13 protein-coding genes and 1 pseudogene are annotated in these 24,558 nt (G+C 40.8%); 3 read left to right on the top strand and 11 right to left on the bottom strand.

The window, feature by feature from the left end; translation table 11 throughout:
- Positions 1-7 precede the first annotated feature (7 nt).
- The 4 genes and pseudogenes from pglZ to BM056_RS00055 all read right to left on the bottom strand — a co-directional run.
- The gene (gene pglZ / locus BM056_RS00070; RefSeq protein WP_092467483.1) at positions 8-2,248 is read right to left on the bottom strand and encodes a BREX-4 system phosphatase PglZ; all 2,241 of its coding nucleotides are present in this window, start codon (positions 2,246-2,248) and stop codon (positions 8-10) included.
- Complete coding sequence (locus tag BM056_RS00065; protein WP_092467481.1) at positions 2,238-6,389, bottom strand: hypothetical protein; 4,152 nt, start codon at positions 6,387-6,389, stop codon at positions 2,238-2,240. The genes pglZ and BM056_RS00065 overlap by 11 nt, the downstream gene beginning before the upstream one ends.
- Positions 6,382-8,733: a phosphoadenosine phosphosulfate reductase domain-containing protein gene (locus tag BM056_RS00060; protein ID WP_092467479.1), complete on the bottom strand. Its 2,352-nt coding sequence runs from the start codon at positions 8,731-8,733 to the stop codon at positions 6,382-6,384. The genes BM056_RS00065 and BM056_RS00060 overlap by 8 nt, the downstream gene beginning before the upstream one ends.
- 1,562 nt (positions 8,734-10,295) lie before the next feature.
- A pseudogene (locus BM056_RS00055) lies at positions 10,296-10,490 on the bottom strand (helix-turn-helix domain-containing protein); the annotation flags it as partial.
- A 611-nt stretch (positions 10,491-11,101) separates the two neighbouring features.
- On the opposite strand from BM056_RS00055, the gene BM056_RS00050 reads away from it, so the two are divergent.
- Entirely contained in the window at positions 11,102-11,965 is an 864-nt protein-coding gene (locus tag BM056_RS00050; RefSeq protein ID WP_092467477.1) for a hypothetical protein, read from the top strand.
- Positions 11,966-12,109: 144 nt separating this feature from the next.
- Here BM056_RS00050 and BM056_RS00045 read toward each other — a convergent pair whose 3' ends face one another.
- Together BM056_RS00045 and BM056_RS27095 are read right to left on the bottom strand one after the other, a co-directional pair.
- Entirely contained in the window at positions 12,110-13,288 is a 1,179-nt protein-coding gene (locus BM056_RS00045) for an SIR2 family protein (RefSeq protein WP_207648107.1), read from the bottom strand.
- Positions 13,289-13,608: 320 nt separating this feature from the next.
- Positions 13,609-13,758, bottom strand: coding sequence for a site-specific integrase (locus tag BM056_RS27095; protein WP_274377491.1), 150 nt, complete (start codon positions 13,756-13,758; stop codon positions 13,609-13,611).
- Positions 13,759-14,133: 375 nt separating this feature from the next.
- Here BM056_RS27095 and istA point away from each other — a divergent pair, with 375 nt between their 5' ends.
- Entirely contained in the window at positions 14,134-15,711 is a 1,578-nt protein-coding gene (istA, locus tag BM056_RS00035; RefSeq protein WP_207648106.1) for an IS21 family transposase, read from the top strand.
- Positions 15,711-16,487: an IS21-like element helper ATPase IstB gene (gene istB, locus BM056_RS00030; protein WP_092467475.1), complete on the top strand. Its 777-nt coding sequence runs from the start codon at positions 15,711-15,713 to the stop codon at positions 16,485-16,487. The genes istA and istB overlap by 1 nt, the downstream gene beginning before the upstream one ends.
- Positions 16,488-17,297: 810 nt before the next feature.
- Here the strand turns inward: istB and BM056_RS00025 are convergent.
- The 5 genes from BM056_RS00025 to BM056_RS00005 all read right to left on the bottom strand — a co-directional run bounded on the left by BM056_RS00025 (position 17,298) and on the right by BM056_RS00005 (position 24,475).
- On the bottom strand, positions 17,298-18,290 hold the full coding sequence (locus BM056_RS00025; protein ID WP_131820695.1) for a hypothetical protein: 993 nt from the start codon (positions 18,288-18,290) through the stop codon (positions 17,298-17,300).
- A gap of 170 nt (positions 18,291-18,460) precedes the next feature.
- Entirely contained in the window at positions 18,461-21,718 is a 3,258-nt protein-coding gene (locus tag BM056_RS00020) for a DEAD/DEAH box helicase (protein WP_092467471.1), read from the bottom strand.
- 284 nt (positions 21,719-22,002) lie between these two features.
- Positions 22,003-22,866 carry a tyrosine-type recombinase/integrase gene (locus tag BM056_RS00015; protein ID WP_092467469.1) on the bottom strand — a complete coding sequence of 288 codons (864 nt, stop codon included), beginning with the start codon at positions 22,864-22,866 and terminating at the stop codon, positions 22,003-22,005.
- A 347-nt stretch (positions 22,867-23,213) separates the two neighbouring features.
- Positions 23,214-23,966 carry a non-homologous end joining protein Ku gene (gene ku, locus BM056_RS00010; protein WP_092467467.1) on the bottom strand — a complete coding sequence of 251 codons (753 nt, stop codon included), beginning with the start codon at positions 23,964-23,966 and terminating at the stop codon, positions 23,214-23,216.
- A gap of 203 nt (positions 23,967-24,169) precedes the next feature.
- Entirely contained in the window at positions 24,170-24,475 is a 306-nt protein-coding gene (locus BM056_RS00005; RefSeq protein WP_092467465.1) for a hypothetical protein, read from the bottom strand.
- Positions 24,476-24,558 lie beyond the last annotated feature (83 nt).

The following is a 24,558-nucleotide window of genomic DNA, read 5'->3' as shown; positions in this document are numbered from 1 at the left end:
GCACCCCTTAAAATAAATCGTCAAATGCGTCGTTGACCTTGCCGCTCTTGCCTTGTGCCTTAATCAGTATTTTCCCGATCAGGTCATCTCCAGCATAAACATCAGCGGGGTAATTGCCTGCCCGCTTTGTGTCAGGAAGCGCAACCTTATAGTGATTGCCATCAAGCGGAGAAGCGGAGTAACGTTCGCCGTTCAAGACAACCGACACATTCTTCAATGGAGAGTTGAAGAATAACGTCATTTCCGTTCCCGTACGGAAGTCAACAGTTACGAATTTTTCTACCATTTCAACGATTATGTTGCTGTCTTTCAGCGTCAGTTCAATAATCGGAACGACAACCTCCTCAAGTGAAGCCCCTCCATGAACCTCGACGTTAGCCGCGCGACTTCCCTTGAAACGCCCATAATCCGCAAGCACAAGGTAACCGTTCTCTTCTGCGGCAAACGGTAAGTCATATGGCTCAAATAATTTACAGCAACGCCCAGAATGCTCGCCTTTTGTGTCGGTTTCGTACTGTTCTTCCTTGCGTCGCAATACTGCAAGGCGAGAGGCTCCGTGGTCACTTACAATCAGGAAACGCTTATAATGACGCAGGGCAAGTTCTGTAGCCGCTTTGTCAATAACCCCTGAGATGATTTCCAGCTCTTTGGCAAGATGGATAGGCAAAACATTGTTCTCAAAATTATACCCACCCTTATCGTTATGTTTTGTGTCATCGAGTTTATCGCTCTTTTCCTTTCTACCGCCTTGCCAAGTATCGTAAAAATCGCGGTTAATAGAGGTTATGGTCGGTAACTCCGCACGGGCAATATTTATTGAAATAGATAGCCCACGAATGCGCACCAATTCCAATATAAATGCCAAATACTCAACGCCGAGCGCATCTAGCCAATAAAGATAGGTGTCATCTTTATTCAAACCGTCGATTATTTCGTTGCGCGTGGGCAATCGGTTATACTCACGGCTTTTGGCAAGTTTCTCCACTTTTTCCATGAAATCGGTTTCAAGCGTGTTGGAAACTTTCTGTCGTTTATATGCGTCAAAATACTCCGTCAGCAGATTTGACAGGTCACCACAATTAAAGACATATTTTTTCAAATAAGCTGTCAATGCGGGGTATATATCAGCAATTTGCGGTATGACTCCATTTTGAGAAACCCAAGCTATAACCTCTTCACGCTCTGTTTTTGTACCGTCCGTCAGCTTATAAACACTTTCAGCGATGTTCTTACGGTTATTAACAACGAAATCGGCAATGTCCGACTCCGGAAATTTCTCCACAAGTAGTTTTCTCTCGGCGTAAAACATGCGAAACCGCTTATCAATGTGCGGAACTTCAATTATTGCGTTAAGCACGTTCGTCTTAAAGTCTTCAAAACGGTTCGTATTATCCAATACGAACCGCAAATAGCCATTTGACAGAGTGTCAGATTTGCTTTTCAAGGCAATGAAGTAAAGCCAATTCCTATATTCAAGCCCCGCAACTCGGACATAAAAATCTGCTTCAAGGGTGCCGCCAAAGCCGTTTTTTTCAAACGCTGCATCAAGCGAGCCCTTATTTTGCACCAATTCCGTCAGTAGTTTAGCCCACTGCACATCACTGCCGCAGGAGCGCGGCAAGTTGAAGCCAAGTGAGATAAATTTAATACCATCGTAGGCATCAGTTATTTTATGAACGGTTAATAGGGCGTTATCAAGATTAACCGTTGTGTTGACGACAACATTCCCGGATATGCCATTTTCGAGTGTTATGAGTAAAGCCTTAATTCCTGTCAAAGCCGGCAGACCAACAGATGGAGGGGCAAGTGTGAACGACAAATCGCAATCTGCTTTATCAATTATACTGAAGCGTCGACTGTCAAAACGCGGATCTACTTGCAAGCTATTGATTTGAGTGGCAACTCCACGCAAAAGCAAAACAACTTTTGCCCCTCCAATGTTCAGGTCTTTCAGTTGCGAAAATACGCTTGCGGCTTCGGTATTTCCACGAAGAGCGAGATATTCGCCAAGTCCTATGACAACCAGTTTGTTGTCACCTGCGTTCACATCGGCGGTCTTAAGGCGTTCAAACAAACCATCAATATCCGGAAATTTATCGTCGCCGCAATAGTCGCTTACTTTGACGGAAGCAAGTCCTAATTCCGACAATTTGTTCTTGATATCCTTATACTGCCTATCGCCGACGATAAGGAAGTAAGGTAGCTTAACGTTGGAGGACAGGTACTTTTTTACCGCTTTAATTGACATCTGCCTTGCCTCCGTTCGTTATAATTTTAATCCCAACGGTCATGTTTTTCCTGACGAGTCCTTTAAGGTACTGCTTCAATTGGGAATCGTCCATTTCGTCAATTTTCATAAGAGCCTTGTCACTCCCACCAGCGTTGTATTCCGCTTCGGCAAGTTGCTTGACTTTGTTTTTGACACTGGGATTCGCGAGCCATTCGTAGGTGTCAACAGACAAACGGTCGAGCGCGTCCCTAACCTTGTCCGGATTTGGAAGCAAGGCACGGTATTCGCCGACGATACCGCGTTCAAATGCGGCATTACGCTTGCTTTCGTCTGACAGAACTCCAAACAAGCTCGTAGTTTCAAGGAATGCAAGAGCGGATTTTATTTCCGCGTCTGTAGACCATTTTCTGTTCAGTGTGTCAAACGCTTTTTTCGCCGAACCAAACTCGTTTTCGGATACACAACAAAGTATCGGGGTTCTATAATGACTTGACCATTCACGAGGGGTTTTCGTTCCAGTCTTCTCTTTCCAGAGGTTAAAAAGTTGTGTTTTTAGCTGGTTTTTACGGAATTCCTCCGCTGCCGTCTTAACTTTTGCATTGCAGTCCGTTTTTTGGAGTTCAAACATCCCTGTTGGTAGTTTGCTCTTTACCTCGCTGATATCAGAATCGCTCAAGTCGTCGAGATACGGAGCGTAAACTTCGGTGAATATTTGCTTTTCGTTATTAAGCAAATTACGTATTTCTACACTATGTGCCGTCAGTTCTGAAAGTAACATCTTTAGCTGGTCTGGCAACACGTCCGATTGCTGATATATTTTCAGAAGTGCATCAAGGACTTTAGTCAACGAAGGAAACTTTGCTCGTAATGCCTCGCAAGAAACCCCAATAAACTTCAGCCGTTCGCGCCACTCTTTGAATGCTTCCGAACGAGAATGGGCAGTCACGTTCAAAAGGATGTTGCTTTCTTTGACAACGCCGTAATCGGTCAGGAGTTTGCGGATTTCGTCCTCACCTGTCTGTTTATCCCATAAGCAGGAATGCTTCACCGCGAACAAAGCACGTATATCCGCGAGTACATTCCCACTTGCACCGATTTCAGTAGCAAGTGACAAAATTTTGCCCCCCTCGAATGAGGTTAAGAACTCGCGCATTCCCTTTTGGCAGTTTGTTCCCGTAAGAAAAGCCGCTAAGTTCTCGGGTAGCGTTGTTTTGACAGTAGCGACATTGCCTATTTCAACGGCTTTTTTGTGCGCCTCGTTGCCCTCTTTTTGGACAAGTTCAATGTACTTTTGAACAACGTTATAAACACCATAATCGTCAACTTCGGCAAGGCACCACACGGGCAATCCAAGCCCACGCATTTTTGCGGTAACGGCAATAGCCGCCTGTCCCGCCGATGAACAAGAATTAGGCGCAATGCCCCACGCCTTTTCAGTGAGTTCATAGAACGCCATTTCCTCGGCAGTCATTTTTACGATGTAAGTAGGTTTTGGAGTTTTTCCAATATGGTTGCCTAGCATTTCCGCGAGTTTGTCCTGCGTCATGGATTCGTGACCACCAGATGAATCGCTGTAGCGGAACGGTTCACCACCATATTCTTTCAGCAGGAAGCCTACAAAAAACGCTGAAAGATTGCAAGGCGCAAAACCGTATTTCTCTTCAAGAAAGTCGTATATTTCATCGATTGAAATTTGCCCATCGCGATTAAACGCGTCCTCAATCAACTTGTCTACCTCGACTTTTATCTTTGAAATCGACAACGTTGCCGTGGGCGGGACTTCCCAGTATTTATCCACTTTCCATACAGTATGTAAAACGTGCTTCTCTACGCCTACCATAACGCCACTTGTGCTTTGCAAGATACCACTTTTTGCACTTGCTTTTCCGTTAGTTAGTTTAAACTGATTCTCGCTTAGTCCTTTAGCAAAATCAAATACGAGAGGGAAGCGAGCAGTTACTATGGTTTGGAGGACGCTCGCCACGCCTTGTCCATTGCCGAGTTTCTCACCCTCTTGATTTGCATAGGTGTATACTATGAACTGACCGTTATAAATACAGTTCTTCCAATCTTGGTCTAAAACGTGCCTTGCCTTGTCGGAACTTTCCCGAGATGCTGAATTGTTGTTTCCGTTATAGTACATTGCCATAGCGGAATAATCCACGTATTGTTCGAAAGCTTCAATGCCGAGCGGGGTGGAGAGTGCATCAATAAAAACAATGTTCTCGTACTGTTTATCGGCGACTGCCGCTTTGATAGTCTTGCGGAAACTTATGGCTTCGGCATCGTCTTTGGCGAACGCTATAACAGCATGGAACTTCCACCCAGTGGGTTTGTCGCGTAGGTTATTTATTGTACGGGTAAAATCCGCAGTGGTCACAGGCGTAATTTTCCCTGTATTGGGTTCGGATTCAAACCTCAAACGGAGCGCAGGAGACAGAGAGAGTACGGTCGAAAGGCCACCCTCAGTAACAAGTTTCGAGGTTGTGCTGTTTTGGCGGATTTCTTTTTTATAACCGTCAATTTTTGCTTGGTCGCCTGCAAGCACAGCGGCGGTAAAAACATACCTCCCACCGCTAATCGGATTCGAAACCAGAATTCCTTTTGTGACAAGCTGTTTCGCAATGTTCTTGCAGGACACGTCTAAGCCTGAAGTAATTCCCTCAAACACATAGCTTAGGTTTTGTTCAGTAGCCTTGAACAGATCAATCGTACCACCCAAGCGTTGGTCAATCGCCTGCATTATCAGAATAGCCTTTAGGACAGCTTTCTCATCTTCCCTTAAATTCTGCTGCTGGGGGAACGTGTCTAAAATAAGCCTAATGTCAGCAGTGAGGTTATCCCTGCCTTTCTCGTAGAAGAAATTCCACAGCATATCCACTGTCAGGAGTGGATGGTCGTCAAATGGACCCGTGTTCTCAATGAACCACTGAAATGCCTTCACGTCTTCCGCATTTGGCGACTTTATAAAGTCGAACATACTTCGCTGATTGGACTTAAATGCGGAAGCTATATTTTTTAGCAAGAGCGCTGCCATAGGGTGGAGTGGCATAATGTCTTTCATTACTTGCGGTTCGGTGATTTTCGCCGCTTTCATAACCGCCGTACGGGAAGAACTGACACGACTGTTCAGGTCGTCAGCCCATTTGTCCCAGTCACTTTTTGCCGCCTGCTTTACATTAAAGGCGTGACCTATAAGGTTAAAGGCAATGTTATCCGGCAGAGTGATTTGAACCGGAATAAAGCGGTCGCGCACTTTTGTCCAAGTTGTATCAGCCGTGGTGAAAAGTTGTCCTGACTCGTGTGTGACCACGATAAAATAGAACGGTTTTAAGTTTACCAGTTCTGCGAGTTTCTGAAACTCGGACAGGCTCTCGCGGTTGTTTTTGAAATAGTCGGAGAACTCGTCCCAAATAAAGACGATTTTCACGTTGTTTTGGTCGATAATGTCCGTCAGCCAAGCCAGAAGCCTGTCTGCATCGATGTTCAAAGCGGTAATGCCTTCTTTGTCGGCAAGGCGAAACAAGTTGTCCATCAGCATTTTGACCTCGCCGCCCTTGCGGAGCGCTTTCAGCACTTCTTCCGCAGTTGATTGCGAGAACAAAGCCGACCATTCCGGCTTTTGCAAAAGCGCGTCAAAGAACAGCTTGTGCGACGGTTCATCAATCCAAGCGATGACACTTTCCTTCAGCGTGTTCTCTCCGGCATAGAGTTTTTGCTCAATCAGGGCAGCTCTTATGCTATCCTGCACGGCAAGGAACAAGTCACGGGGCGAACCGATGCCGCCGGAGGCATAGCGGTGCGCGGTAACGATTCCTTTTTGTTTATGTCCGACTAGTTTTTCAAGCAAGTCGGGTTTCTTTTTCAGCGGTTCATACCTATTCCAGTAGGCACGGAGTTCTTCTTCCGGCACTTCAAGAATTTTCTTCAAGGCATAGGAGCATTGAGATTTACCTGTGCCGTATGCACCCTCGATCCAAAGGGACCGCTTCTCTTGCCGTGCCAAGACACGCTCCATACTGCTTAGCATATCGATGAAAGTCTGGTGTGGGTATGTACGCGTCCAAAAATCTGGACTTGCGGCCGCTATGGAGTAGTCATTTATTTGCGGAAAGTATTCTTCGTCGATGTCGAAGTATTCACGGTATTTGTTAGCCATTCGTGTTTTCCTCCTTAAACAAGTCGAGTATATCCGACGAGGTTTTGTCTTCCGCAAGCGTTATCTTTTCAAGATCGTGCGTGAACGAAGCTGTTATGAATTCCGGGTATTTCGCCGATAGCCCGATTAAGAGTGGCGTCATATCCTCTCGGTCAAGGCCGAAAATGCGGGTAGGGCTTATCCCATCACGGTCTATGCTGTCGTTCAAGAGTGTGGCGAGTGTGAACTCCTTATAATCGTTGCATTTCTCGGCAAATTTGAATAATCCATACAGCACCACGCGTGGGTCGGACACGGAGCATTTCGTGCGAACAAGGTCGCCGTCATCAGTAATGTAGCCGAAGCGGAGATTTGTACCGAGTGGGATTATTGTAAGGCGTTTGAAATCACTTATAAGAAATTTGGCCGCTTTATCAGAAAGTCCCTCAGCGGTCAACATTTCTACAACATAATTTTTCGGGAAAGCACGCCCAATATCCAAGTTCTTGACGTACCACTCAATTTGTGGATTTTCGGCAACAAGGTTAATGAGAATAAGTCCCTGTGCTACGTCTGTTTCCCACCCGATTTGCGAAATCAATTCGGCAAACTCCGTAAAGTGGTTCTTTTCGTTCAACGAAGAGTCTCTAAGGAAACGTCTGAACATATCATACATCATTGGACCCAGAGTATGTTCCGAAAAGAAATCCTCCTTTAATTCAAAAAATGACCTTAACCATTCCGGTTTTGGTGCATGACCTGCGAAAGAGTTTAGGCTTTTCATTGACTTTCCTCCTCCTTTAGGGTGTCGTAAAGAATGGTACATCAGGCAACCACTGTCTATTGAATGACACTCGTGACAACCTATGCAATTACTTATTTTAACTTTGCCATCGCTAAAACTGATACAACCGTTTTTGCAATTTGCTTCGCAAACCCGACAACTTCTGCAGTAAGCTGCTTTTCGAAATACCTGCCGAAACATTTTACTGAAAGAAGGTTTGTCTTTCAGTACCTGTTCGGAGATGGTGACGGTATAGCCATTTTTTAGCGCCTTAATAAAAAATCTTATCGTTTCTCCGTTAAAAGAAACGGAGTATTTGTCATTGTTTTCTTTCAGGTTACCGAGCGTTTTTACCCATTCCTTCCATTCAGAAAAAGGGTTTATTACTTCTATTGTTAAGTCTCCATCTTTTGACCTTTCAACGCAGTGGAAGATGTTGTTAGCAAGTTCCCTGCCGTTTTTTCGTGCACTCCAAGCACCGCTCATAACGTATGATTCACAATTATTAGATTTCCACTTTAGACCATCGTATGTTCTCTTAATAGTATCTATATAACCATCAATTTCAGCGGTATAGCTTTGTAGTCGCATATAATCGCTTGTGCAGCCCGTCATAGGACAAAACAGACAGCCTGCTCGCGAGTTACCTTTTTTATACGCATCATTTATCAGAATATTGTTTGCATATATATAAAGCCACACCTCTGCTGATGTCCATTCGAGGATAGAGTTATGGCTGAACTGTCCCTTTTGCTTTTTACCGTAACTCTCGTATTTGTATTCGGCACGCGCCGCGCTTTCTTGTGCGCGAACGCCTACGAATGCCAAACCTTTGTAATTGTTTTTTCCTGTAATTTCTCGTAGTTTCAGGGTTTGAGGTGTGCTTTTATGTACGCTACAGCACCAGCGCAAAACACGCGACGGGGGGCCAAACATTTCCCATGACTTCTTGGGTTCAAGGTGCGACTTTGCAATATAAAAAGGTATTTTCTCCTCCTCGCAGGATTGGTGGGTTTTATCTATCACATCGTACGTATCCGGAAACTCCATCCCCGTGTCTCCGAACACAACCACGAAGCTACCCTTTGGTAAAGACTTTTTAATAAGGTCAAGCAAAACAGCGCTATCCTTCCCACCGGAAAAGGCGACGTGGAATAGGTCAAGCGTGCCCTTGTATTTTTCGTATATTGCTAGTATTTTTTTAACCGTAGTTTGCTCTATGATTTCGAGCATCTCGCGGTTTGCCTCAACCATTTCCGTAATATCAACAGGACGCAAGGCGTTGCCGTTTGGCTCAGGCAATACGGGGATACCATTTTCATCTGTAGTAATAATTATCTCTGGCGCTGTGTAGAGATTGCCGCCTTTAAGTTTGGCTACAAGTGTTCCGCGATACCAGTAGTTATTCGCCTCCGCCCACATGTATGGGAATTCGGTTTGCCTATCGTACTTCCAGTATCTATCAAAGCCCAAAATGTCAAGCTCTGTAGCATAGACGGGGCGCGGCTCTTTTGAAAAACCCGTAGGCGAGGAATTGAGCAATACCCCGCCTGTTCTCTTGTCGTAGGTATACGAGTACAACCTCAATCCCTCTTTTCTCGTATGGCTTTTGCCTGTTTAATTAACTCATCGGTCTTTGCATAAGACCGTCTGCCTATATAGCCGTTATTACACAAAAATTCTTCAATCGCAGCCTTTTCAAGCAGTATGTCGGAATCAGCGACTGCATCCGCCATAATTTGAAGGTAAGACAGACGGCAGCTTTTGCGGACTATCGCGCCGGCATTCTTAGAATTGACTGCCAACACCTCAAAGCAAAATCTATCGCTGAACCGTCGGCAATAGCTTTCAAGCAAAAACAAGTTCCAAGCCTGTCCGCAATGCGGGAACGCCGCAAACGTGGTGACGCTTTTAAGCGGCAGGTATTCGCCAGTCACGAAAAGGTCAAGTGCGCGATCAATCTCGGCGGCATCGAAATGAACATACTTTTCCGCGACATAGCTATCCTCATCCGCTCGCACCATTACGGAGTAGCCTGCTTCCATCGGTATCCAACGGTGTGATTCGCCCGTAAGTTCCCGCTCGAAGTCGAGTAAGTCCTGGAGAGAGCATTTATCCAACGTGCGGCAATGTTCTTTCATTATGGCGAGTGCGTCGAGTGTGTCTCCCTTTCTGGTTATGATTTTACCGCGCCTGTCATATTTGTCGGCAAGGACAATCCCAAACACTGCGTTGTGAATTGCCCTGAGTGTCAGTTCGTAATTGCGCTTTTCGATTTCCCCAAGCGGAACGTCGTTGAGGGAGGCGTAACCGTCTGTCCGACAGGCAACCGCAACATAGTTGGCGATGGCGGCGCATTCCTCATCAGTCACGTCAACCCTACCAACGTGAGTGTAAACTTCCGTAGCGTTCCATATAAAGTCACCATTATATGCCAACGCATATTTTATCTTGTCGAGGGGAATGTACGGTAGGCGTTCGGAAAGCTGTTCATAGTTCAGCACGACATCGCTACCCCAAACTCGCATGATTTCGCTTCTGATTTTGGCGAGTTCCGTACCGTTTCGCGCTTTCGGTGAGAAGTAATTTGCCCTGTGAGTGTATTTAGGGTACAGCTTAACGAGGATGTCTTTCAGCATTTTCTCCGAGATAACGCTTCCGGCGAACAGCCATTCTTCGTGCCGTGCGTAAAACGCATTGTAGAAGATAATTTTCGCACCACCCCAAATTGCCAAATCAACTTTGTTTTGTATTCTTCTTTCAATTTCACTTTCGACGACATACATCTTGCCATCAAAGAAGGTGCCGCAAGAGGCGATGGACTTCATTAACTCTTCATCAGCTATCGAGATCTCATCACCAAAGTCCTCGGCCGCGAAACGGCGAAAGCGCAATAACTCAATCGGAGAATCAATCCTAAAGCCGTTAGGGAAATGCGCCGACATTACCCCTATTATTATTTCGGCAAATGCAGGCTCACGTACTCCTTTAGGCGAAATGGTCGTTGCAACATTCCCACCCTCAAGCAACGTCATTTCATCATGCTTCTCTGCAGGGACAAGTATGGCCTTATCTTGTGAAATCAATGTTATAGTGTTGTTTTCGCTCGATAAAGCTTTTGCATATTCTTTGGGGGCATCAAGAATCAATTCCATAACATCCCCGACATCGCACTCGAGTACCTTACAAATTTTAATCAGAACATCCATACTCACTTTTTCACCTTTAGACAGCTTTGTAATTGACGCCCAACTGACTTTTGCTGCTGCTTGTAAGTCTTTTTTTTTCATTTCTTTGTCAATCAATATTTTCCATAATTTCTTATAACTAACGGCCAACAAAGTCACCTCTTTCCACTTATAGCACTCATAACTTCAAATTACAATAGTAAATCTTTATGAACGCAAGAATAAACTACGTTTTATCTTGAATAATCAGCACACTTATATAAAAATCACCTGAATTAAAAACAACTTATAACAACATGCAACCTGCTGATTAAGCAGGTTGCATGTTGGTTTTATTTATGCAATTTACTAAAGTTAAACCAGTGCTTGCCAATAAGGACACCAAAAAGAGACTTGAAGGCAAAATGAACTGACTGACGATTATACTTTGGCATCATTGTCTAGCAGATCCTGGATAATTTTTACACCATCATTGTTAGAACATTATAGACTGGTAGAAACAGCTGGGTTCTTTTTAAAATGGCCCATGGAAGGTGAAGATAATAATATCCAACCACCTCTATAATATAGCCCCTGTGTCGTTTATGACCGCGACCAGGGGCCGTTTATTTTTTTGGCGTTGCAACTTATAACATGAATCCCCTTGACATTTAAACAAACTAAACCTAATATCAAAAATAGACATGTATCATCCTATTTTTTTCAATTATCAATAACCAGTTATAGATTTAAAAGTTTATAAAAAGAAGGATATATATTACATGGCTATAATTAGTAAATGCGCTTTGTGCAATCAAATAAAAGAACTAAGGGAAAGCCATATTATTCCTGATTTTGCTGGAAGATGGTTGAAGAAATCCTCTGCAACGGGGTATCTTCGCCAAGCAACAACTCCAAATAGAAGGTCTCAGGATTTGTTTAAGTGTCGCTTATTGTGTAATGATTGTGAGTTATTGTTTTCCCGTTTCGAAAAGCAGTTTGCAGAAAAGATATTCATACCGTTCCAAAATGGTCAAAAATTTTTCCATTATGATGAATGGCTTCTTAAGTTTATTATCTCTATTAATTGGCGAGTGGCTATTCTAGAGATAATAAACCAGAAAAATAATCTCCCACAGAAATTAGATAAAGAATTGGGAAAAGCAGTTTCAGTCTGGAAAGATTACCTACTAAATAATAGCAGAAATATGGGGCCATACAAAAATCACATTTTCTTCCTTGACACTATAGAATCAGTCACTCCTGGTACCGAAGTAATTGACCATACAAACTGGTATTTATTACGTACTACAGATGCAACTGTGGCTAATAGTAAACAAGTAGTATTTGCTTACTCAAAACTGCCAGGGATAATATTAGTAAGTCACATATTTCCCCATGATATAAAGGGGTGGAGCAAAACACGTATTTACAAAAGGGGAACTGTTAAAATACCTCAATCATGTGAGGTTCCAGGGTTTGGGGATTTTTTAAATCATCGCATAACGGAAACAAATAAATTAGTTTCTCAAATGAGTGAAACCCAAAGGGAAAAGATAAATGAAACAATTGAAAAAAACCCAAGCAGAGTGTTAAATTCAAAATCTTTAGAAGCAATCCTTGCTGACCAAAAGCTTAAGAACTAATATATTCATTTTTTCTGTCTGTCTATGTTCTCTTTCTCAAGATTGGCATCTATACCACGAATGGTATGGTTTATTTTTTCTAGCCAATGTAACTCAATTCTATTGTGTTACATTAAAGGGATATCATCACAAAAACTTATAGTGTCATTTGCTGTTTAAATCCATTTTTCTTATTTGCCTAAGTATTATTGGAATCTGTGCATAGTCATCTACCCAGATTATTTGCACTCCAAATGATAAAGCATCTTTTTCTTCAAATTTCTCAGTGATATTAACAAGGTAATTTACAGTTTCATCCAAATTAAGGTTTGCCTTTTGTTTTTCATTTAAAATACTTGGATTCAATTCTAAATACTTTTCAATATTTTCCTTTAATTTATTAGCATTGTAATGATTTTTAACAAGATAGTGATAATCGTCAGAATGGCCCTTTTGTAATCTTGCAATATCTAGGATTCTCCTTAAATTAGGATCAGTAAACGATAGGCCAATAAAAATACAAATATTATCTCTAAATTTGTTTATTTGAACTATATTGTTCCAACTATATATGTCGTTGTATTGTTGATGGTATATATCTTCACTCAAAGTTATTTTACTTAATTCACCATTCTGAGGCAAGAATCCATGCACATGATAAATAGGTAACTCTCCATAGGAAGGATTTATGCCATTTCCATAAATGGACTTAAAAGGTATATCTATTTCCAAACTAGAAAGAAATTTTTCAAGGACATCATCATAATTGTAAGTAATAATACTATTTAAATTAGGATTGTTGCCAGCCGCTATACATAATTGCCTAATCTCTTTAAATAACTCAGAGTTAACATTTATCTTAATTTTATCATATATTACTTGTTTAACTGCTTTCTCAAATGATAAATTATCAATTACTTTAGTATTATTTTGATAGTGATATCTTAGATACCTGGCTGATAACAATGGGTTAGACATTCCAAATTCAGTAAATAATTTGGATAACACTAAAGACCTCTCTTTTGTTTCTTTGGTTTCAGACATAATTGCATCAATAAATAGTTCTTGTAATAATGTATTCCAGTCAGGTAATCCGTGCTCTTTTGCTATTCCGGCCCCTAAAGTTAATACTAATTTACCACTCTTATAAGCCTCTATTAATTTAATAATCTGTTGTTCCTTTGATATTTGCTCATTAGAAGTTTTCTTAACTATTTCTTGATATAATTTTTCCAGCTCATCTTTATTTAAATCTGTAATGTTATTTAATATTTTTTCAATACCCATAGATAATATCGGAACAACTGCTGCCGTAGTAACTAATGATATATCTAAAGAAGACACTTAACCACCACTTCCCTTTTCCTTAATTGCAAATATCATATTAATTCCAACACAAGTCCAATAAATATTGCCTATGTTTTTTTAGTCAATAAATCAATTTTTTAAATTCTGCGTTAGGTGCGATTTCCTTTGGAAAATGAAACAGGCAACGTAATCTATATGATGTATTACGTTGCCTACATTAGCAAATTCGACATAAAATTGTAAAATCCTTTTTGGGTTTCAGGAATAGTTCAATCTGCTGACCAGAGCAAAGCACCCTGGGGATGGAGATTGCTCTATTCTACTTTTATATCTCTTAACACCCAAAATGTTAATTCTTACAGCAGCTCCATTTTCCTCTTTAATTTTAATTTATCAGGGTTTGTATATAATACGGTAGTATTTACAGAAGAAAGACCAGCCTGACTGGCAACTTCATGGATAGAGAAGCCCTTCTCAATCGCATTTGTACAGAAAAAATGGCGCAACTGGTGAGGTTAATTCCGCTCCTGTTTATACTTTTTGAATATCTTATTAACCACTGTCCGGTCAAAGTGCCCTCTCTTTTTACAAGGTATTAATATACTGTGACGCCTGATAACTAAGACGTGGGATGTCTGTGCAGACTAAGAGCCCGATTTGCAGTAGTCGGCTGCCCGAGTAATCGTAAAGAATCTCCTTCAACTTTCAAGCTGCCTGATTAACCCTTCCTTCTTGGGTGAGTCTCTTCGCGGCGGTGTGACTGATAAAATAGAATCAACAGATTTCAACAAATAAGAATGAACACTATATACCAGAATCCTCCTTTTAGGCTATGATGAGCTGGAAATTATTTAAGCAATACATCATAGCTGGAGGAAAATATGCACAGTAATGAAAGGTGGAAGATGTACTACGACATTCAGTCACTCAGAGAAATTGGGTTAAACGTTTCCCAAATAGCTAGAAAGTTGGGTGTTTGCCGAAACACAGTCTATGCCTACCTCGACGCTACACCAGAAAACGTGGAAAAACTAAACCGGGATAGCAGAACACGCCAAAAGAAACTAGATGCATATAAACATGAGGTAATTGACTGGCTCAAGACATATCCTGATTTGTCTGCAGCCCAAGTGCTGGACTGGATTATGGAGAAACACTCCCATGCTAACTTTTGCGAAGGAACTGTTAGAAATTATGTTCGATATCTGAGAAAGGAGTATGACATACCTAAAATCGTAACTAGACGGCAATATGAAGCAGTCGAGGACCCGCCTATGGGTTATCAGGCCCAGGTTGATTTTGGGGAAACAAAGCTATTGGATACACTAGGACAACCCATAAGATTATGGTTTATAGCTTTTGTCCTCTCCAACTCCCGATATAAGTATGTAGAATGGCTGGCCCGCCCCTTTACCACAAGGGATGTAATCCAGGCCCATGAAAACGCTTTTGAATATTATGGGGGGATGCCTAAAGAGATTGTCTACGACCAAGATCACCTGATTCTGGTCAGTGAAAATCACGGAGATCTAGTACTAACCCAAGAATTTGCCAAATACTTAACAAAACGCCAATTTAAAATTTACATGTGCCGAAAACAAGACCCAGAGACCAAAGGACGGATAGAAAACGTAGTCGGCTTTGTAAAAAAGAACTTCTCACGCAACCGCATTTTTTACCATATCGATAAACTTAATGAAGAATGCCGGTCCTGGCTTAATCGCACCGGCAACGGTAAAATACACAACACCACAAAGAAAATACCGGCAGAGGTATTTAACGAGGAACGCAAATACCTAACGCCGGTAATAGAAAAAATCGAACAACAAGAAATACTTGTTACCGGCAGTATATCAGTTTCAGTGAGAAAGAACAACACTGTACCTTACAATGGAAACCGCTATAGCGTGCCCCTGGGCACATATAAAGATCCAAAGACCTTTGTCTACCTTGATCTGGCGGAAGTTGGTACACTAAAGATCATTAACCCGCAAACCGGTGAGGTTATCGCCCGCCATTGTATAAGTATAGATAAAGGAAAGCTCGTGAAAAACAATGATCATGGGCGCAATAAGAGCGGTAAAATACAGCAGCTGATTGACAAGGTAATAGAAGAATATCATGACCTGCCTGATTTCCAGCCCTTCCTAAACGGTATCCATGTTGCAAAGCCGCGATACGTACGCGACCAACTGCAGCTCATTCAGAACACCATTCAGGATACGGAGAAAGCAGTAATTGAAAAAGCTTTACAATATTGCCTTAAAAACAAACTTTTTAGCGCCAGCGATTTTGGCGATGCTGTGGATTACTTTAGGCAAAAAGCCATCTCTATACCTGAATCGTTCTCCCCAGCAGAGATTAAAACTGTTGACCCGGCAAACAGTTACAAATTAAAGATAAAACCAAAAGTACGAGATCTGAATGACTATAAAATTACATCGACGGGAGGGGTTTAATGGAACCCGGTTTATCCCTCATAAAGCAGCATATGACAGCGTTAAACATACCGGCAGCAGCCGGCATATTAGATGAACTACTGATTAAAGCCCAGGATAATGATTTCACCTACCAAGAATTTCTCTATCAACTGGTAACTCACGAGGTAACCACCAGAGAAAAGCGCCGCTTGGAAAAACAGCTCAAATGGGCTGCATTTCCAGAGTACAAGACACTGGAGACATTTGATATTAGTGAGCAAAAATCATTAAGCCAGAAGCAGCTAAATCAGTTAAAAGAGCTTCACTGGCTGGAGCAGGCCTACAATTTGGTTCTGCTTGGCCCTCCGGGGGTAGGAAAGTCGCATCTGGCGACCGGGCTGGGCGTAGAAGCTGTCAGGCGTGGCTACAAGGTTCATTTTACCGGCATGGATGAACTGGTGGGGTTGCTTAAAACCCAGGAAATTACCCGCTCTTCCAGGGCCAGGCTAAAGCGGTTAACCACCTCTGATCTGGTCATTATAGACGATTTAATGTTCATGGCCATCGATCGCCATGAAGCAAACTTGTTTTTCCAGTTGATTAACAAGTTTTACGGACAGACTTCTCTCATCATCACTTCCAACAAGGGACCGGAAGAATGGGGAGAAATCCTGGGTGACACAGCTATCACCACAGCAATACTTGATCGTATTCTTCATAAAAGCGAAGTGCTGGCTCTGGATGGTGACAGTTACCGGCTTAAACACAGGCAAACCATATTTAACCCAGGGGAAAAGGAACCCACAAAACCGTAATGATATTGCATTTGATATTACTATTTGTTTTATTGCAGCCGAGGCTGTGGTCAGTGTGGAGAACGCGTTGAGCGTTATCCAAGCCCTGTGGTCAACCATTAGGTTGTCCATAGGCGACACTGCATCAGCCTACCGTTAGAGGGAAATACCAAACTCCATTTATGGAATATCTTGTGTGTTAATTATTATTTATCGAAATTTGTTCATTTTTACTTGACAGTCACAGGCGGCTATCACTCCCAGCCGGCCCGGATAAAATGTATGGAAGTATAACACATAGAAGCCGACGCATGACAGGAGGATGACTAGAATGACCAGCCATCTGAAGCTACGAAACACACAAAATACCTCCCGTACAAGCCTTTGCGGGGCAGAATCAGTTACTTTAGCTCAATATGCGCCAGTATGTTATTTAAACAGATAACTGATCTTAGGCTAATATGGATAGCACTAAACTGCTGGCGCAGTGGTTCCTGTGATGTTCTTTACGGTCGATACGAGTTCAATTAGGATCAAGAATTAATTAACACGGATACAAGCATTCAGGAGTTGGCTCAATTGCAGGTCGCCTTAAGGCTAACCACGGATACCTAATTCGCTTATTCCACCTTTTCGAGGGTCGTACTATTTTTGTCATCTTTCCGGTGTTTCCCGCACATGGTAAGAAATATTTAACTTCAGAAAAATTCTGCTTCGGAGTTATAAATACTAATTTTGTTAACCTGGGTTTTGCTTTTCATTATTGAGGCATCTAGCAAAATCTATGTTTAGTGGCCGCATTGACAGTATATGGGAAGTTAATTTAAATGTTTACTCCCAAAGATGGTTATAGTGAGGGTCTTCCATCATATCTGCAACTTCAGCTTCCCAATCGTCTCTTCCTTTCATGTAATGATAATCTCTAACTTCATCGTTACTAAAACTTTTTCCACACGCAGCGCATTTCCATCTTAAGTTGCCTTTATCAAATATTACAGTCCTATAATTGCACCATGGACACTCAATCAATTCATCAAATAATGCTTCTCTTCTTTCTAATTCTCGTTCCATGAAATCAGCAATAATGCAGTTTTTGTCATGATTATATAAATCTTCAATAGAACCATATTGTTTGCCACAAAATAAACATTTTATTACCAAATCGTCATTTACCAAAAAAGTTTCTGAGCATTTCGGGCAAGGTAGGGCTATATATTTATCTTCCCAACATTCGAATGATACTTTCTGTAAATTATTTGATTTTATATCCTCACGAATATCCCTTTTTCGTTTAATATAAGCTTCCTGATCACTATGTAATTCTTCAATCTGTTCTTGTGTAATCAAATCACCGAAGTCGTCAAAATGAGTATTTAATACGCTATGCACTAAATATTCTATTGACGAAAATGAAGATATAATAACCTTAATTAGAGTTTCCACATCAATATTAAATTCGTAATGTTGAATTTTATTTCTATTATCAGCCAAAACTATTAAATAATTATGGTATCTGCCTAAGTCTATTTGGCAAATTCTATGCACCCTTTTGAGTGATTCCTTTAATCCAACTGTTTTTATATCTCCACTATTTTTAAAATCTTCTATTCTTTCGCAAATCAATACTTTATGTTCCCTATAAAGTATTTCCTTTAGTATAAGTTCTGCACTATGATAAAGCATAAAAATGCAAAATTTATAACATCGTTCATCTGTATATTTTTTACCATTAATATAATACTCTATAGCTTCGCTTAGAGAATCCATTGAATTTTGCAACATATTAAATCTCATTCCTATACCTTCTTTAATTAATTTTTTCACGATTGTTAGTCTTCCATACCGTTGTTAGTTATATGAATAATGTGAAATTGAATTATTGTTCGAAACTCCCTTCTAAAACCAGGCAATTTTCACTATTTAATCAGTAATCATTTATTACCTCCAAAACTTCCAATAACATCATAAGCATTATAATAAGCAGCCAACATCTTTCATTGCTGTATTCCTAGTCTGAATTTCACAATCTCATCTCTACCAAGAAAATAGTCCTCAATTATATCCCAACGTTCTTCGTCACTAAATTTATTTTTCATAAATTCAACAAGAATCTTTTGCGAATACTCATGCTTTCGCTCAATATCTGTCAGGATATTGTTTGAGTAACTTCCTTGCAATGCTCGACGCAATTTGTTTGGATCGTTGATACGCAAGAAGATTTCAGTATTTTTACCCCCGATAATTTCATATGTCGCCAACCCCAAAAGCTCAAGGAATATCGCAAGATTAATGAGTTCTGGCAGCTTATCATTATGGGCAACCGGGATATATGTTGCGAACCGTCCGCTTTCGTTGTTAGGTAAACATTGCTCCAACAAACGGGAGAAATGCCGTTTGATCATATTGAAGTTTGAATTCATGATTCGGTATACCATCTCATCGCTATTGTGTGCTTTACGCGCTTGTATGAACTTCATTCGATCCGCATTGCAATTAAATCCAACATTATGTGAAATATCTGCGATGAACAATCCCAGAATGATTTTGGGCAACTCCTGGCTTTTATATTGTTCACCAAGTATTTCCTTAAACTGTTCTCTGAATTCAAATCTCGTAAATGTTCTGGCTTGTGATTTAAAATATTGGAAAATAGATATAAGCTTTTCCATACAGTCGTCCAACTTCTCAGAGACAGTTTCATATTTTTCTTCATAGTTAATGATTAAATTGACACGCGCTGTGGGCCTCTGCCCGTTATCAAACTGGAACAGTTCCCCATCAAAAAATTTTCTCTTAAACTGAGCAAATGTTAACTTGTTAAACTGTTCTTCCCATAAAGATGCCATATTCATTTCATATACTGCTCCACTGTTGTATACCACAACATCCGAACAATGCTTGTTCGCGCATGGAATAACGCGCTTCATGTCATCATCAACTCGCTGGATATAGCAACCAAATCGTTGTAGAAACTCCTCCTCAATCTCGTATGGTACATTTACATAATTCTTTGTAAACAACCCTCTGGGACGTACGTTTAATACAGGAAAAGTGTATATTTCCTCAAGATCTTTTGCTATAAGAAGCATTCCGCTTTTTACTTTGTTTTCAAGTTCATTCTCCTTGAAAAGATATGAGAAAGCTTCTGGGGAAATCAATAGATGTCGGTGCTTTTTCTCTCGGTATATTGCATAGATTTTGCGTATCATTTCCCTTAGCTGATACTGGCGCATTCCCGATAAGCCATATAACATGCGTACATATTTCATATCTTTGATTGTAAAATCAGTGACTGCAATACCATTGATTTTAGGATCACGAGCAGCGCGACCAATTTCTTGAACATAGTCGGCCAAATTCCCCGTTGGTGCATAATGATAAACCTGTTCAATATTCGGAATATCCACACCCATGCCAAACGCTTTTGTACATACCATGACGAAATATTGCCCATTCTTGAAATTGTTCTGGGAATCTATCTTTTCATACTTGTCAAAACCTCCGTAATATTTACCGACTCTAGACTTGGACACATCATCAAAGCTGTCAACAACATCTTCAACTTGGGATGTATACGGGCAATAAACAATACACTTTTTCTGGTGCTTAATACAGCTGTTAATGATATTCTGCGTCTTCAATAGTTTAAAATCATCGTGCCCGCCGACTACCTTTTGGTGGAATCTGATGTCAAATCCAATATTTTTTCGTTTCACATTTCCGATGTAGAGCTTGGGATTGCTTAGACTTAAGCTACGAATAGTGTCTTCCACCATGTCTTCTTTACCACCATAAACAGCCGTTGCGGTTAGGCAAAGAACTGGGAACACCGTCTCGGTTTTGGAAAGACGTTGGCTTCGTAACTTATCGATATACCCACCTAAATACCAATAATCCGCACGGAAGTCACGCCCCCATGTTGTAACCAGATGCACTTCGTCTACAACAAGAAGCCTTAATCGACGGGGTCCAATCATGCTTTCTAATGCATTGACTAAAAAAAGTTCAGGCGATAGGTATACTATTGAATAATGGCCATTCTTGATGCCTTCGATACGTTGGTTTTTCTCCTCAAAACTAATTTCTGAATTGATAAATGTCGCAAAATCAATACCGCGTGCATTGAGTTGTTCAACTTGGTCGCGCATTAACGCGATTAAAGGTGTGATCACAAGGGTAACCGCTTGATGTTCTTGTGCCATATAAATGGCAGGTATCTGAAACAGTACTGACTTTCCTGCTCCTGTCGGGGCCGTAATGACAATATCATTGAAACCTCCTTGGTTTTTGACCGCTCGCATGCTTTGCTGAACAATGTCACTGATAATATGGCCTTGGGAGATTTTTATCAGTTCATTGGACTTGTCGGGGTTCTTATAGAAATCCAGCAGTCGGAAACTATTATCTTCACCCCAATATTTCTTCAGGATTGGTAGATAGGTGTCCCTCTCATAATCATTCAGGTTGACAAAACGCGTGTTTCTAGCAATAGTAAAAGGTACCCCCATCATCTGGAGAGCACTGATAATTAACGCAATTTTTTTTGTATCCCGTTCTCCGTCGACGACTATCTGCATTTCTGGTAAAGCCCTACCTTGCTGCAAGTTTTCTTTAATCGGAAAAAGTACGTCATCATGGGTTGGGTAAGACATACAGTTCTCACGAAGCGGGCTATATGTTATGTACTCCTGTGGTTCAAGATAACCATATACAGGGATGCTTTCTTCATCGTGACGATTAATAAAAGCCAAACCGTACAGGCCATCTCTGAACTCGACAACATCACTATAAAAGTTGGAAAGTGCTTCAACATCACTGTCTACATCAGTGATGTCGCTGTTATAAAATGTTTTTAACTTCTTAAGTAGACAGGTAGGAATATCCAGCGGGTAGTACTTATCGAAAAGGTTGTTATCCAAAATAACTATGTCACCATCAAACTGCTTATTTAGTTCGTTAATAGATGTTGTCAAAGCAATGAATTCTTCGTAATATCCCCAAACAAGTGGTATGGTATCGTCTATTGTAAGAAATGCTTTCATTAACTGTCTGTTATGCTCAGTCAACATGATAACATTGATATACCCATTATCATTTATCCATTTTGGGTTACTAAGGCAAGGGATTCGCTGTTTTTTCAAACGTTCGTAAACACTACAAGGAAAACCTCGCAAAAAAACCAGCACTTGTTTAGACATGTTGCTGATCCTTTCTAAAGTATTAAGAACCTTTTGTTCGATTATGGCGTTCATTTTATTCCCTCCCTCATTTTTTATATTCGTGTTACTTACCCTGGTGAATACGAACAGAAATTTTTGGGGAAATAAAAAATGATTCATTTAAAAATGAAATAGGCAACGTAACCTATATGATACGTTACGTTGCCTACATTAGCAAATACGACATAAAGCAAATACGACATAAAATTGTAAAAACCTTTTTCTTTCGGTTTCAGGAATAATTATTCTACCCGCAAAGCAAGCACTTGGAGCTCGCCTATTTTTATCGCCAACTGATCCTGATTAATCGTTAATTCTTAAAGCAACTCCATTTTCTTCTTCAATTTCAGTTTATCAGGATTTGTATATAATAAAGTAGTATTTACAGAAGAATGGCCAGCCTGACTGGCAACTTCATGGATAGAAAAGCCCTTCTCAATTGCATTGGTACAGAAAAAGTGGCGCAACTGGTGAGGCGTAATTTCGTTATGCCCTTGATTGTATTTTTTAAATATCCTGTTAACCACTGTCCGGTCAAGTTGCCCCCTCTTTTTGCTAACAAACAAAAAGGGTGAATCACCAGCAGACTTATAACTATTCCGTTCTTTGAGATATTCCTTAACGGCATTTATGACTTTACTATTTAAAATAACCGTCCTCTGTTTTTCCCCTTTTCCATTCCTAATTAGCAGCTCCCTTGCTTTCAAATTAAGATCAGCAATCTTAACCGCCAGGGCCTCGGATATACGCAAGCCCGCATAGGCCAGAAGAACCACAATAGCATAGTCCCTCTTATTTTTAGTTTCCAAAATCCCCTGGATAAATTCCTTTACATCACTTTCTGTTACCTTTGTTGGTGATGCGTAATCTAGCTGCACACTCACTATATCTTCTTTGGTTATTACTAGATTTTGCTGGATATTTTCAGCGATAAGGTACTGGTTATATTTTGAAAGGCTGCTGAGTTTATGGTTTATCGTTTTTGCGTTCTGATTTCGTATATTTAGTAGGAAGCTTTTATACTCCAAAACATTTTGACGGTATAGCCCGGTACATTCTTTACCAAAGGATTCCATAAACCATTTTAGGTACTGCCGCATATCCAGAACGTATCCATTTATTGTATTTTGACTTTTATCCTGCTTCTGTAAATATACGCCAAAGCCTTCTAACTTTTCCAAATAAATTCACCACCCAATTAGTTGCTCAAAAAATTGTGTTGCATTGCAAAACCATATAAAACCGATAAATTATGTTGCATAAGGTGGGTATATTATACCTCTTTTGGGCGGTTTAAGCAACACAAATGATATTGTGTTGCTTATACCACTATTCATTTAATACATGAAAACCAGACATTACAGAAAAATAAAGATTAATGGTTCTGTAACGGTCCTTTGCCGCAAAATGTTATTGTTTCTCTAACGTTTTAATCTCTAATTAGCATATAGAATAAAAAACGCCAGTTATATAACCAGCAATTTCAAACTTGATTTTTAAAAGAATATACAAGGAAATATAAAATTACTTAAGCAGACTTCTGCTTCTCTTTGGCCTTCTCAATACTTTTCTTAAGCGTCTCCATCAAATCAGTTACTTGCTGTGGCTCATCCCGCTTTACAATCTCAGGCTGCTTTTTGCTTAGCATCTCAACGAGTGCCTCTTGATAACGATCCTTGTAATTCTCCGGGTTAAAATCTATTGTTTGCTGCTCTATCAGGTTAATGGCCATATCCAAGTGTTTGGCATCCGGCTTCATCGGTACCTCTTTAACTTCCCTTATTTCCTCAGGGTAATACAACGTACACAAGGTAAGCACATTATTTGCCGGACGGATCAGGGCCAAGTGCTCACGAGAATGGACAGCAAATCTAGCAATCGCTACTTTACCACTTTTCTTTAGTGCATGGTAAAGGAGCCAATATGCCTCGTCACTTTTATTTGGCAGCAAATAATACGGCTTTTGGTAGAACATAGGATCTACTTTTTTCTCTTTAATAAAACCATCCAACTCCAGGGTCTTTAAAGACGGCAGTGGTATTGAAGTCAGATCTTCCTGGGTAACGGTAATCATGCCGTCAAAAGTTTGATAACCTTTTATTATTTCTTCAGCTGGTACCTCTTTATCGCAGCAAGGACAATATTTCTGGTATTTAATCCGGGACTTACAGGGTTCGTGAATCTGATTAAATGAAACTTGTTTTGTTTCAACAGCCCCGCATACACTTACAGGAATATTCACGAGGCCAAATGAGATTGAACCTTTCCATATAGCACGCATATAAACCCCTCCCTGCTATCATTGTATTAGTTATGGAAGGACAGGTCAGCAGGGAAGTTATGGTGTTTAAGTCATATATCCTATAACCAGTGCTACAGAAAATAGTAAAGACTTTTTCCCTTAAAAGTTAATTTTGCTATTGGATGTCGATAGTTTAAAATCGTGTTACCCCTTACCACCAACGGGGTGCGATCTAGTTGTTACTATCTTGTTTGTTTTAACTTAAAACTACCGCAGCTTTGAGCGTCCGGGGCACCGTGCTTTAGACACTCATCCAAGCCCTCCAGTCCGACCCGCTTAATAATGTCCATAACCGGGACCACAGGCGGAACGGGCTTCTCCAGGTTGCCGTACGCCTTTATTTTAACCACGCAGCCTTTGCGGGTTTCCGTTTTGCCCCGGATGCCCACAAAAAATTTGCAGTGCCCGCACCGGTGGATAGCGCGATTGCGCATATCCGGCAGGTAGAGCCGGTGTTTTTCCCACAAGACATTGTTTTTATCGCTCATTTTTGTGCAGACTCCCTTCAGTTAATGATACGCCCCTTACCACCGCCTTTTCACCAAAGCGGTCCTTAATCCTGTCACAGGCC

It is taken from the genome of Desulfotruncus arcticus DSM 17038, from assembly GCF_900113335.1.
GTDB classification, from domain to species: Bacteria; Bacillota; Desulfotomaculia; order Desulfotomaculales; family Desulfallaceae; genus Desulfotruncus; species Desulfotruncus arcticus.
Note: the sequence above shows the minus strand (reverse complement) of the source record. Positions and strands in the feature narration are given on the sequence as shown.

Coding starts and splice junctions, on each gene's coding strand:
- BM056_RS00005 (WP_092467465.1), bottom strand. CDS start 24,475: ATGAGCGATAAAAACAATGTCTTGTGGGAAAAACACCGGCTCTACCTG.
- BM056_RS00050 (WP_092467477.1), top strand. CDS start 11,102: ATGGCTATAATTAGTAAATGCGCTTTGTGCAATCAAATAAAAGAACTA.
- pglZ (WP_092467483.1), bottom strand. CDS start 2,248: ATGTCAATTAAAGCGGTAAAAAAGTACCTGTCCTCCAACGTTAAGCTA.
- ku (WP_092467467.1), bottom strand. CDS start 23,966: ATGCGTGCTATATGGAAAGGTTCAATCTCATTTGGCCTCGTGAATATT.
- BM056_RS00020 (WP_092467471.1), bottom strand. CDS start 21,718: ATGAACGCCATAATCGAACAAAAGGTTCTTAATACTTTAGAAAGGATC.
- BM056_RS00065 (WP_092467481.1), bottom strand. CDS start 6,389: ATGGCTAACAAATACCGTGAATACTTCGACATCGACGAAGAATACTTT.
- istA (WP_207648106.1), top strand. CDS start 14,134: ATGCACAGTAATGAAAGGTGGAAGATGTACTACGACATTCAGTCACTC.
- istB (WP_092467475.1), top strand. CDS start 15,711: ATGGAACCCGGTTTATCCCTCATAAAGCAGCATATGACAGCGTTAAAC.